Genomic DNA, 11,968 nt, shown 5'->3' on the forward strand with positions numbered 1-11,968 from the left:
TCGTGGGAAACGTGTCCGCTCCGGCGGGTCCGCAACGGCGGCGAATCGTCGATAGTCGAGGTCGAGCGCCTGCTCGTACCCCCGACCTTCAGGAGTTCCAATGCCCTACATCACCACTTCCGACGGAACGCAGATCTATTACACCGATTGGGGGACGGGGCAACCCGTCGTGCTCAGTCACGGTTGGCCGCTGAGTTCGGATGCCTGGGCGGTCGAGCTCAAGCTGCTCGCCGACAACGGCTACCGCGCCATCGCGCACGATCGCCGCGGTCACGGCCGGTCGTCGCAGCCGTGGTCGGGGAACGACATGGATACCTATGCCGCCGATCTCGCCACCCTCGTCGATGCCCTCGATCTGCACGATCTCAATCTCATCGGGCACTCCACCGGCGGTGGCGAGGTCGTTCGCTACGCCGCGCAGCACGGCGCGGGACGGGTGTCGAAGGTCGTCACCGCCGGTGCCGTGCCGCCGGTGATGGTGAAGTCCGAAGCCAACCCGGAGGGCACGCCGATCGAGGCGTTCGACGGTATTCGCGCCGGTGTGCTGAAGGACCGGTCGCAGTTCTATCAGGACCTGTCCGTCCCGTTCTTCGGCGCGAATCGCGAGGGCGCGGACGTGTCGCAGGGACTGCGTGACGACTTCTGGCGCCAGGGCATGCTGGCCGGCCTCGCCGGGGCCTACGACTGCATCAAGGCGTTCTCGGAGACCGATTTCACCGACGACCTGCGCGCACTCGATGTCCCGATCATGATCGCGCACGGCGACGACGATCAGATCGTGCCGATCGCCGATGCCGCGCACAAGTCGATCGAACTGGTCAAGCACGGGACGCTGAAGGTGTACCCGGGCGCCCCGCACGGTATCCACGGCGCCTATCAGAAGGCACTCGGCCAGGACATCCTCGCGTTCTTCGCCGAGTGACCGGCACCACCGAGGGATGACGATGCGCGCCTCCCCGACCGTCGTGCTGGTGCACGGCGAGCGCACCGACGCCGCGAGCTGGGCGGCCGTGACGAGACTCCTGCTCGAACGCGGCCACCGGGTTCTCGCGCCGGCGGTGGGCAACCGCAGCCTTGCCCACGACGCGGCCCGGATCCGCGGGATCGCCGAACGGATCGGTGGGCCCGTGCTGCTGGCCGGGCATTCCTACGGCAGCGCGGTCATCACGGTGGCCGGGGAGGCCGCCAACGTCGTCGGGCTCGTCTACGTGGCCGGCTTCGTCCCGGAGGTGGGCGAGACCATCGGCGACCTGATCGACGGGTTCCCCGAGACCGAGCTGACCGTGGAACTACTCGGTACGGCGTCGGCCGACCCGGCTACGGCCGCGGCGTGGCGCAGCACAGCGGCGTGGGGCATCGTGTCGAGCGCCGACCGGACAATCAATCCGGATGTGCAGCGCTTCGGCTACAAAAGGGCCGGTATCACCGACATCGTCGAACTCGACGCGCCGCATCTCGTGCCGCAGACCCACCCCGAGCAGGTCGCGAAGGTCATCACCGACGCGCTCGCCGAACTCACGTGATGAGCGACGCGAGGTCCCGATCGACACCGGGTTTACAGTGAGCCCATGACCGCGCAAGACACGCCGTTGCTCGACCAGAAGCTCGTCACGAATGCACTGCTTGCGCAGTGGGATGTCACCGACAGCATCGTTTCCGGGCTCGACGCCCACGGCTGGCGCACACCGACCCCCTTGCCGGGCTGGACTGTGCAGGACGTGGTCTCGCACATCATCGGCACCGAGTCGATGCTGCTCGGCATCGATCCGCCGAAGGCCGAACTCGACGCGCCGGTTGCGCACGTGCGCAACGAGATCGGCGGTTTCAACGAGCTGTGGGTGGAGGGACTGCGCGACCGATCCGGCGAACAGATGCTCGCGCAGTTCCGCGACGTCACCGGGCAGCGGCGCCGAATCCTCACCGAGCTCACCGCCGAACAGTGGGCGGCGCCGTCCTGGTCACCGATCGGGCAGACCAGCTACGGCAGGTTCATGCGGATCCGACTGTTCGACTGCTGGATGCACGAGCTCGACATCAGGGACGGACTGCGGCGCTCGGGTGAAGAGGGCGATCAGCGCGCCGAACTCGCGTTCCCGGAGATCGAGGCCTCCATCGGCTTCATCGTCGGCAAGCTCGGCAAGGCGCCCGACGGCGCCCGGGTGACCCTCGAACTCACCGGCCCGTTGGCGCAGACGATTCACGTCGCGGTCGATGGTCGCGCCAAGCGTGTTCGCGAACTCGACGGCCCGGCCACCACGACGCTGACCCTGGATTCGCGGCTGTTCGTTCGCCTCGTAGGCGGTCGCACGACGTTCGACGAGCACCGCGACGAGATCGGCCTCGACGGGGACGCAGAGCTCGCCGAGCAGCTCGCGCGGCGTCTGGCCTTCACGATCTGATCGCGTGCAGCTGTTCCTGGCGAGCTACCGCTTCGGCGCGCACCGCGACCGGTTCCTCGCCCTGGCCGGTGACCGTAGGCGCATCGCGGTGATCGCAAATGCGTGCGACAGCTGGGGTGAGGCAGCGCGAGGGTCCGCGCTGACCAGCGACCTCGCCCCACTGCGCAGACTTGGTTTCGACGCGCACGAGATCGACCTGCGGGACTTCGTCGGGGGCGCGGACGACCTGCGCACGGCGTTGACCGACGCTGGGCTCGTGTGGGTGCGCGGCGGCAACACCTTCGTGCTGCGCGCGCAGCTCGCCCGCACCGGTGGCGATCGACTACTGCCGCAGCTGATTTCGCAGGGAACCATCGGCTATGCCGGCTACAGTGCGGGGGCGTGTGTGCTGACGCCGTCGCTGCGCGGTCTCGACGCAGTCGACGACCCGACCGAGGTGGAACCGACCTGCGGTGTCGAACCGATCTGGACGGGCCTCGGACTTGTCGCGCAAGCGATTGTGCCGCACTGTGATTCGGATCCAGACTCGGCGGCGGTGGCCCAGCGGTACCGCCGCGACGGTGTCGCGCACTGGGCGCTCACCGACGATCAGGTCATCGTCGTCGATGGCGGATCGCCCCAATTACTTTGATATATGGAATTTCGGCTCACACTATGAGCGACAGTGGAGCGAGGCGGTCGAGCGCCGCCCACGACGTGCGGCAGCGTCGCGAAGTCATCTCGTCTGCCTCGGCGAGCAGGATGTCGAGCAGGGCCCGCGGGTTGGCGCGCCAAGCCGAGCCGAGATCGCGCACCACATCCTCGGACACAAGTCCGCTCGCTCCGAGCGCCCGCAACCAGACGTCGATCTCGCCTCGGTGCAGTGCCTGAATGGTTGCGTAGTCCGGGCCGCCGTTATGACACTCGCCGCAGAACATCGCCACCGCAATATCGCGGGGATTCGTGCGCTTCGTCGTGGCCACACCACACCTCCCGTCGGTCTTCGGGCCACCTATGAATCGAGTGGGTAGTGGCGCAGACGGTAATCCCGCCAGAGGCCGATTCCGGCGTCGTCCGGGCGGCGATCTGGTAACAGAGTGACGAGAGTGGCCAATGGGACCATCGCGGAAACCCCCTCGAACTTCGCGAATCGTCGGCCCACACCCCGCGTAACGTGACGCTCGTGAGCCTCACGGAACTGATCGCGCAACTCCCCGACGGATCGGTGCTGACCGACCCCGAGGTCACCGAAAGCTACCGACACGACTGGGCCCGCGACCCCAACGCGGGCAAACCGCTCGCGGTGGTCCGGGCGACCAACACCGCGGACGTGCAAGCCGTAGTGCGCTGGGCGAGTGCCAACGCGGTGCCCGTCGTGCCGCGCGGCGCGGGATCGGGACTGTCCGGCGGTGCCACCGCGGTGGACGGCGGAATCGTGTTGAGCACCGAACGAATGCGCGAGATCACGGTCGATCCGGTGACCCGTACCGCCGTCGTCGGACCGGGACTGCTCAATGCCGAGGTCAAACAAGCCGTCGCAGAGCACGGACTGTGGTACCCGCCGGATCCCTCGTCATTCGAGATCTGTTCGATCGGCGGCAATACCGCCACCAACGCGGGTGGGCTCTGCTGCGTGAAGTACGGCGTCACCACCGACTACGTGCTCGGCATGCAGGTGGTGCTCGCCGACGGCACCGCGGTGCGACTCGGCGGGCCGCGCCTCAAGGACGCAGCGGGGCTGTCGCTGACCAAGCTGTTCGTCGGCAGCGAGGGCACGCTCGGCATCATCACCGAGATCACGTTGCGACTCATCCCCGCCCAGCCGCAACAAACCACCGTGGTCGCAACCTTCGCGACCCTCGAGGAATCCGCCGCCGCGATCCTCGCGATCACCCGGCTGCTGCGGCCTTCGATGCTCGAATTCATGGACAAGGTAGCGATCAACGCCGTCGAGGACGAGCTGCGGATGGGCCTCGACCGCGATGCCGAGGCTCTCGTGATCGCACGCTCGGACGCGCCCGGGCCCTACGCTGCGGCCGAGGCCGAGACGATGGCGCAGGCCTGCCGGGACAACGGCGCGGTCGAGGTGTTCCACACCGATGACCCCGAAGACGGCGAAGCCTTCTGCGCGGCAAGACGTTTCGCGATACCGGCGGTCGAACTCAAAGGCGCGCTGCTGCTCGAGGACGTCGGCGTACCGGTCCCGCAGCTCGCGGCACTCGTTCGCGGTATCGCGAACATCGCGGCCGAACGCGACGTGATGGTGTCGGTGATCGCACACGCCGGTGACGGCAACACCCATCCGCTGATCGTCTACAACCCCGACGATGCGGAAATGACCGACCGCGCGCATGTCGCGTTCGGCGAGATCATGAGCCTCGCGATCGGCCTCGGCGGCACCATCACCGGCGAACACGGCGTCGGCCGGCTGAAAAAGGCCTGGCTACCGGACTATCTCGGTCCCGAGGTGATGGACCTGACGAAGCGCATCAAACAGGCGCTCGACCCGCAGGGCATTCTCAACCCGGGCGCGATCCTGTAGGAACAATCCGCTCGCACGAGTCGTTGCACGCCGTATGGCGACCACGATCGAACACAACGAAGCCAAGAGCCGCTACGAGATCTTCTTCGACGGCGAACTCGCGGGGTATGCCGAGTACGCCGAACGGGGCGGAGTGCGGGATTTCAACCACACGCTGACGCTGCCGCAGTTTCGTGGGCACGGCGTGGCGGCCCAGGTGGTCGAGCATGCGCTCACCGACACCCGCGCGGTGGGTTCGAAGGTGCGGGCCAGTTGCTGGTACGTCGACGAATACATCGCCACGCATCGCGAGTTCGCCGATCTCGTGGGGTGAGCGCCAACCCCGTTGAACGAGGGCCCCTTCCGGGGAGCACGACTAAGGGAATGCGGTGACCCGATCGCCCCAGGCCTCGCGCAGTTCGTGATCGGGGTCGTCGGCCAGGGTGTCGGTCGAGTCGATCAACAGCGTCGCCCGCTTGGACTCGTCGTAGGGCGCCCAGTGTTTGGATGCGTCGAGGGCGGCCGGTACACCGTGTGCCGCAAAGGCCAGCCACCGGCGCTGAATCCGTCCGGCGACCTCCATGGCCGACTTCTTCCCGCCGAGCCAGAACGTCGGATCTCGCTCGATAGTGCCGAAATTGCCGAACACGTAGGGCAATTCCATCGCGTGGCCGGCACCGACCCGCGCCGCCTTGAGCATCGGGGTCGCATAGTCGAATCGGTAGAGCCAGGTCGGGGCAATTCGGCTGTGGCCCTCGGCAATCCACACACTCGGCATCCGGAACCCGGCATCGGTCGCCAGCGCCATCGCGCCGCGGCTCTTACCGATATGCGGGTAGGCCGCGACGATCTGCGCGACCCGGTCCGGCGGTAGGTCCGGGTGTTCGGCGGCAAGTTGGCGCAACATCTCGCTCACCGTGGAAGGCGTGACCGGAATCAGCGTGGAGCGCAGCATCCGGAACAGTGTCGTCTCGTCCTTGTTGGTGCCGATGATGAGCGGCACCGGGTGCGCGAGCCCCTTGCGGAACGCCGACACCGGGTACCGCGGAATCAGCTCGCCGTCCACGACGGGTGCGATCGCGAGGGTGCCGGGCACGGTGGTGGCGACCTTGTCGATCAGCCGGTTGGTGGCCTCCGCGATCCGCCCGGCCGGCATCTCGTACAGGTCGGCCGCCATCCTCGGGGTCAGGCCGAGCAGGTCGAGGAACAGGCTCGCCACATTCGCCGCCCGCTCGGGCCCGTACACCGACGTCGCGGGCGGGCTCTGCGCGATGGCCCGGTGGAACAGCCCCTCGGTGGCCGGGATGGTGAGCAGCGTCGTCACCGAGGCGCCGCCGGAGGACTCCCCGAAAATCGTCACCTTGTCGGGGTCACCGCCGAAGGAGGCGATGTTGTCGCGCACCCACTCGAGCGCGGCGATCTGATCGCGCAGCCCGAGATTGGAATCGAACTGCGCGTCATCCGAGGACATGGACGAGAAGTCGATGAACCCGAACGCACCGAGCCGGTAGTTGATCGTGACCACCACGACGTCCCCGAGTGCGGCGAGCCGGCGACCGTCGTAGATTGTCTGCGCCCCGGTGCCCAGGCAGTACGCGCCGCCGTGGATCCACACCATGACCGGCAGCGGGCGCGTCGACGAGCTATCGGGCGCGACGGCATATGCGGGTGCGAAGACGTTGAGCCAGAGACAGTCCGGACCTTCGTGCAGACCGTCTGCGACCGGCACGAAATTGTTCAGGCTCTGTGGGGCGATTTCACCGAACTTCGTGCAATCTCTGATCTGTGTCCACGGCTCGGGCGGGCGGGGTGCGCGGAACCGGCCGGGCCCCGCGATCGAGGCCGCGTACGGAATGCTGCGCCAGATCGAGGTCGAATCCTCGCGCACGCCGCGAACCGGCCCGCAGGTTGTCTCGACCACCGGTCCCGCGCCGATGACCGGTTCGACCGCAGTGTCGGTGACCGGTGCGGCCGGGGTGTCGAATTCGTCCATTCCCGGCTCCCTTCCGTTGCCGACACTAGCGCCGCCGCGCACGGCTGCTAGTGTCGGCTCTCTGACACGGGGTGCGCCGCGACTGCGGAGCTGAGATAAGACCCGCGAACCTGATGCAGGTAATGCTGACGAAGGGATGTCACGGTGAACGCTTGTGATGATCGATATACGGACCGGATGTGGGCCGAGACCGAACGACTGCGCAAGTCGATCGACGAACTCGAGTTCCTCCGCCGCCTCGGTGACGGCACGCTCCCACTCGACGTCTTCCGCACCTATATCGAGCAGGATGCGCTGTACCTGGCGGGCTACGCGAAGGCGTTGGCCCTGCTCGCGGCCCGCTGCCCCGACCCGGTGACGGGGGGATTCTGGGCGCGGTGCGCCGCGACGGCGGCGACGGTGGAGTTGTCGCTGCACGAAGGCTTACTAACCGGTGGCACCCTGCCCGAACCGGTGGGGCCCGTGACACACTCCCCCGCCTGCCTCGGCTACGTCTCGTACCTGATCGCTGCCGCCGCGACCGAGCCGTACCCGGTCGCCGCGGCGGCGGTGCTGCCTTGCTTCTGGATCTACGCCGATGTCGGGCGCAGGCTAGCGGCCAGCGCCAAGGACGTGCTCGCCGGCGATCCGTCGCATCCGTACGCCCAGTGGGTCGCGGCCTACGACGCCCCGGAGTTCCAGGAAGAGGTCGTCGCCGCCTGCGCCGCAGTCGACCGGGCCGCGCAAGATGCGACCGAGTCGGAGCGGGCGGCGATGCTCGACGCGTTCGTCATCGCGTCCCGCTACGAGTTGATGTTCTGGGACACCGCGCTGCACCCGACACCGTGGCCCGCAGCATGAACCGGACCCGACAGGACCGCACCCGACGCCGCGGCGCCCTGCTGGTGGTCGCCGCACTGCTGACGAGCGTCCTCGCGGCATGCGGGAACAACTCGACCGACCCGAACACCATCCGCTTCGCGCTGGACTGGACGCCGAACACGAACCACACCGGACTGTTCGTCGCGTTGCAGGAGGGCTACTTCGCCGACGCCGGCCTCGACGTGCAGGTGCTGCCGTACAACAACACCTCCCCCGACACCCTGATCGATTCGGGCAACGCCGAGGCCGGCATCAGCTTCCAATCGAGCTCCACCTTCGCCAAGGCCGCAGGTGCCGATATCGTCTCCGTCCTTGCGCCGCTGCAACATTGGGCGACCGGCATCGGGGTGCGCGCGGACCGCGCCGACATCGCGAGCCCACGCGACCTCGACGGCAAGACCTACGCGGGATTCGGCGATGCCGGTGAAGTCGAGACCCTGAAACAGGTGATCCGCAACGACGGCGGCACCGGCGAGTTCCGCAACGTCACGCTCGGCACCTCCGCCTACGAGGCCGTCTATTCCGGGCAGGCCGATTTCACCGTGCCCTACATCGCGTGGGAGGCCATCGAGGCGCAGCACAACGGCACGCCGTTCAAGATCTTCGATTACACCGACTACGGATTTCCCGACGCGTACGCGATCGTGGTGAACGCGGGCAACCCGTGGCTCACCGAACATCCCGAGCAGGCCCGCAAGTTCGTGCAGGCGCTGCAGAAGGGATACCAGCTTGCCGCCGACGACCCGGCGCGTGGCGCGCAGGATCTCATCGACGCCAACCCGGGTGCGTTCACCGACGAGGCAATGGTGCGCGAGAGCCAGGACATGCTCGCCGCGAAATACATGAAGGACGAGAATGGCCGGGTCGGCACCCAGACGCTGGACCGCTGGACCGGTTACTCGCGGCTGCTCTACGAACACGGTTTGCTCGTCGACGAATCGGGCAAACCACTGACCGCCGAACCGGATTGGTCGACCTACTTCACCGATGACTATCTCGACCGCACCTGACGCCCCGACGCGCTCGCGCCTGGCAACGATCGCGCCCGCGCTGATCTGCGCGGCGGTGATCGTGATGGCGTGGCAGGTGTACGTGATGGTCAGCGGCGTCAGTCCGCGGGTGCTGCCCGCGCCGAGCCGGGTGATCGAACAGGGCTGGGCGCATCGCGAGGCGATCGCGACCAACGCCACCGCGACACTCTGGGTGACCGTCGTCGGCTTCGCCATTTCGCTTGTGCTGTCCTTTGCCGTGGCGATCGCCATCGACTTCTCCGGGTTGCTGCGCCGCGCGCTGGTGCCGATGTTCGTTGTGTCGCAGACCCTGCCGATCATCGCGATTGCGCCGCTGCTGATCATCTGGTTCGGATTCGGGTTGCTGCCCAAGGTGATCGTCGTCGTACTCAGCACGTTCTTCCCGATGGCGATCGGGCTGATCGAGGGGTTCGCCGCCACCGATCGAGACGCCGGCGCGCTGCTGCGCAGCATGGGCGCGTCACGATGGAGTGAATTCCGTTATGTGCGACTGCCCTCGGCGATGCCGCGGTTCTTCACCGCGCTGCGGATCGGCATCACCTACGCCGTCGTCGCCGCCGTGTTCGCCGAATATGCCGGGGCCAGCGAGGGGCTCGGCATCTACATGGCGCAGCAGAAGAACACGTTCCGCACCGACCTGGTGCTCGCCGCGGTGGTGGTGACCGCGGCAGTCACCATCGTGCTGTTCGCCTCGACCTATGCGGTGGAGCGGATCGTTGCGCCCTGGATCGAGCAGGAACGCAGGTCGCAGTGAGCGACGTCGCGAACCAGGGGCGGCTGCCCGAGGTCGGCATCGAACTTGCGGGCGTGCGCAAATCGTTCGCGATGCGCAACGGCGCACGTCCGGTGCTCGACGGGATTTCGTTCACCGTCGCGCCCGGTGAGTTCGTCGCGATCATCGGCCCGAGCGGGTGCGGTAAGAGCACGGTGTTCAACCTGCTCGCCGGCCTCGATTCGGCCGATGACGGACTGTTGCGGATCGGCGGTGACGAGCCGACGAGCGACCGCAAGCACGCCGGTGGGCACTGCGCCTACATGCCCCAGAAGGACCTGCTGTTCCCCTGGCGGACCGTCCTGGACAACACCGCGTTGGGACTCGTCGTGGCCGGGGTGCCGAAAACCGAAGCGCGGCAACGGGCGCGCGAACTGTTCCCCGCCTTCGGCCTGTCCGGTTTCGAGGATGCCCGGCCGTTCCAGCTCTCCGGCGGGATGCGCCAGCGTGCCGCGATGCTGCGCACCGTGGTGCAGGATCGTCCCGTGCTGCTGCTCGACGAGCCGTTCGGCGCCCTCGATTCGTTGACCCGCACCGAGATGCAGAACTGGCTGCAGGACGTGTGGCAGCGCTACCGGCGCACTGTCCTGATGATCACCCACGACATCCGCGAGGCCATCTACCTCGCCGACCGGGTCATCGTGCTGTCCGCGCGCCCGGCCCGGGTGCGGCGCGAGGTTGCCGTACCACTGCCCCGTCCGCGCGAATTGTCGATGCTCACCGCCCCGCAGTTCACCGCCCTCGAGCAGCAATTGATCGAGGTGCTGCACGAGGAATCCCGGCGCGCGCTCGCCGAACAGGAGTCCGGGCCGCGCAACTGAGCGCCGCGGCCCATCGACGCGGAACCTGCCGGATCAGTGCTTGCGGTCCACGTGCCCGAGATCGCGTTCGGGAAGTGCGACGTCGCGCACTCGTTGTTTCAGCACGGCGATGTCGGGAAAGCCGCCTTCGGACTTGCGATCCCACACCTGCTGCTCGTCGACTGTGACCCGGAAGACGCCACCGGCCCCGGGGACGAGTGCCACCTCGCCGAGTTCGGTTCCGAAGGTGTTCAACAGTTCCTGCGCCATCCACCCCGCGCGCAACAGCCAGCGGCACTGCGTGCAGTATTCGATCGCGACGCGTGCCGTGCCGTGCTCGGGAAGATCACTCATGCACACACGCTAGCCGTCCACTCGGCGCGCGCGCTGTTCCAGATAGCGCCGCTCCGGGGCGCTCGTGGTCCGTCGCGCCGCATCACGGTAAGCGGCTGCCGCGGCAGCGCCGTCGCCGTTCATCTCGAGCAGATGCGCGCGCACCGCCCGCAACCGGTGGTGCTCGGCGAGCCGCTGGTCGTCGTCCAGCGTTGCCAGTAGTTTCAGGCCGGCCTGCGGACCGCGCACCATCGCGACCGCGACCGCGCGGTTCAGCGTGACCATCGGTCCCGGCGAAAGGCGCTCCAGCACGCCGTAGAGCGCTTCGATTTGCGCCCAATCGGTTTCTCCCGCGGTCGGCGCCTCGTCGTGCAGGGCGGCGATCGCGGCCTGGATCTGATACGGGCCGGCCACACCACTGCGCAGCGCCTCGGTGACCAGCGCGACGCCCTCGACAACCACGTCGGCGTGCCACCGGCCGCGATCCTGCTCGTCGAGCGGCACGAGCGAACCATCGGGGCGCACGCGCGCATCGCGGCGTGCGTCGGTGAGCAGCATCAGGGCCAGCAGCCCGGCAACCTCGCCGCTGTCCGGCAGCAGCGCGCGCACGGTGCGCGTCAACCTGATCGCCTCACCGGTGAGGTCGGACCGCTGCAGTTCGTCCCCCGACGTCGCGGTGTAGCCCTCGTTGAAGATCAGGTAGAGCACATGCAGAACCGCGGTAAGCCGGACCGGTAGCTCGTCGGCGGTCGGCATGGTGAACTGCGCGCCGCTGCGGCGCACCTTCTGCTTGGCTCGGCTGATCCGTTGCGCCATCGTCGATTCCGGTGCCATGAACGCCGCGGCAATTTCGTCGGTGGCCAACCCGCCCACCGCGCGCAGCGTCAGCGCGACCTGGGACGACGGGGTCAGTGCCGGATGACAGCACAGGAACAGCAGGGTCAGCGTGTCATCGCCGGCAGTCTCGTTCTCATCCGCGGCCGGCGCACTCGCCCGGGCCGAGGGATCCATTGTGGCCGCGCCGACCTCGCGCGCCCGCCGGGCGGACTCGCTGCGGAACTGATCGGTGAGCCGCCGCGACGCGACGGTGATGAGCCAGGCGCGCGGATTGTCCGGCAGTCCCTGATCGGGCCACTGCTGTGCGGCCGCGAGCAGGGCTTCCTGCACGGCGTCCTCCGCCGCGTCGAAATGGCCGTACCGACGAACGAGCGCACCGAGGACACCGGGCGCGAGTTCGCGCAGGAGCTCCTCGGTACGCGGCGGGAACGTCACGGCCCGA

The 11,968-nt window shown here is 67.9% G+C and carries 14 protein-coding genes and 1 riboswitch; of the genes, 10 read left to right on the forward strand and 4 right to left on the reverse strand.

The features are described 5' to 3' along the window. The first annotated feature begins 100 nt into the window (after positions 1–100). From OG921_RS10725 to OG921_RS10740, 4 genes are read left to right on the forward strand one after another with little or no spacing between them, the layout of a single operon-like run. Positions 101–922, forward strand: a complete 822-nt coding sequence (locus OG921_RS10725; RefSeq protein WP_266112407.1) for an alpha/beta fold hydrolase — start codon at positions 101–103, stop codon at positions 920–922. A 22-nt stretch (positions 923–944) separates the two neighbouring features. Then, entirely contained in the window at positions 945–1,523 is a 579-nt protein-coding gene (locus OG921_RS10730) for an alpha/beta fold hydrolase (protein WP_266112408.1), read from the forward strand. A gap of 45 nt (positions 1,524–1,568) precedes the next feature. Next, complete coding sequence (locus OG921_RS10735) at positions 1,569–2,399, forward strand: maleylpyruvate isomerase family mycothiol-dependent enzyme (protein ID WP_266112409.1); 831 nt, start codon at positions 1,569–1,571, stop codon at positions 2,397–2,399. Between the two features lie 4 nt (positions 2,400–2,403). Then, entirely contained in the window at positions 2,404–3,030 is a 627-nt protein-coding gene (locus tag OG921_RS10740) for a Type 1 glutamine amidotransferase-like domain-containing protein (protein ID WP_266112410.1), read from the forward strand. 16 nt (positions 3,031–3,046) lie between these two features. Here the strand turns inward: OG921_RS10740 and OG921_RS10745 are convergent, their stop codons facing one another. Continuing rightward, positions 3,047–3,361: a hypothetical protein gene (locus OG921_RS10745; protein ID WP_266112411.1), complete on the reverse strand. Its 315-nt coding sequence runs from the start codon at positions 3,359–3,361 to the stop codon at positions 3,047–3,049. Between the two features lie 191 nt (positions 3,362–3,552). Here OG921_RS10745 and OG921_RS10750 point away from each other — a divergent pair, with 191 nt between their 5' ends. Together OG921_RS10750 and OG921_RS10755 are read left to right on the forward strand one after the other, a co-directional pair. Next, entirely contained in the window at positions 3,553–4,920 is a 1,368-nt protein-coding gene (locus OG921_RS10750; RefSeq protein ID WP_266112412.1) for an FAD-binding oxidoreductase, read from the forward strand. A 34-nt stretch (positions 4,921–4,954) separates the two neighbouring features. Then, entirely contained in the window at positions 4,955–5,233 is a 279-nt protein-coding gene (locus tag OG921_RS10755; protein WP_266112413.1) for a GNAT family N-acetyltransferase, read from the forward strand. Between the two features lie 42 nt (positions 5,234–5,275). On the opposite strand, the gene OG921_RS10760 is transcribed toward OG921_RS10755, so the two are convergent. Next, positions 5,276–6,892, reverse strand: coding sequence for a carboxylesterase/lipase family protein (locus tag OG921_RS10760; protein WP_266112414.1), 1,617 nt, complete (start codon positions 6,890–6,892; stop codon positions 5,276–5,278). Positions 6,893–6,949: 57 nt separating this feature from the next. Beyond that, positions 6,950–7,046, forward strand: a riboswitch (TPP riboswitch). Between the two features lie 23 nt (positions 7,047–7,069). Between OG921_RS10760 and OG921_RS10765 the strand changes: the two genes are divergently transcribed. The 4 genes from OG921_RS10765 (at position 7,070) to OG921_RS10780 (ending at position 10,377) form a co-directional block, all read left to right on the forward strand. Further along, complete coding sequence (locus tag OG921_RS10765) at positions 7,070–7,732, forward strand: TenA family protein (protein ID WP_266112415.1); 663 nt, start codon at positions 7,070–7,072, stop codon at positions 7,730–7,732. After that, complete coding sequence (locus tag OG921_RS10770) at positions 7,729–8,763, forward strand: ABC transporter substrate-binding protein (protein ID WP_266112416.1); 1,035 nt, start codon at positions 7,729–7,731, stop codon at positions 8,761–8,763. The genes OG921_RS10765 and OG921_RS10770 overlap by 4 nt, the downstream gene beginning before the upstream one ends. After that, on the forward strand, positions 8,741–9,538 hold the full coding sequence (locus tag OG921_RS10775) for an ABC transporter permease (RefSeq protein ID WP_266112417.1): 798 nt from the start codon (positions 8,741–8,743) through the stop codon (positions 9,536–9,538). The genes OG921_RS10770 and OG921_RS10775 overlap by 23 nt, the downstream gene beginning before the upstream one ends. A gap of 71 nt (positions 9,539–9,609) precedes the next feature. Beyond that, positions 9,610–10,377 (forward strand): ABC transporter ATP-binding protein, encoded by a 768-nt coding sequence (locus OG921_RS10780; RefSeq protein WP_266112788.1) that lies wholly within the window; start codon positions 9,610–9,612, stop codon positions 10,375–10,377. 33 nt (positions 10,378–10,410) lie between these two features. Here the strand turns inward: OG921_RS10780 and OG921_RS10785 are convergent, their stop codons facing one another. Together OG921_RS10785 and OG921_RS10790 are read right to left on the reverse strand one after the other, a co-directional pair. Next, the gene (locus tag OG921_RS10785; RefSeq protein ID WP_266112418.1) at positions 10,411–10,710 is read right to left on the reverse strand and encodes a SelT/SelW/SelH family protein; all 300 of its coding nucleotides are present in this window, start codon (positions 10,708–10,710) and stop codon (positions 10,411–10,413) included. A 9-nt stretch (positions 10,711–10,719) separates the two neighbouring features. After that, positions 10,720–11,961, reverse strand: coding sequence for an RNA polymerase sigma factor (locus tag OG921_RS10790; RefSeq protein WP_266112419.1), 1,242 nt, complete (start codon positions 11,959–11,961; stop codon positions 10,720–10,722). Between the last annotated feature and the right edge of the window lie 7 nt (positions 11,962–11,968).

Source organism: Aldersonia sp. NBC_00410 (genome assembly GCF_026342035.1).
Lineage (GTDB): Bacteria > Actinomycetota > Actinomycetes > Mycobacteriales > Mycobacteriaceae > Aldersonia.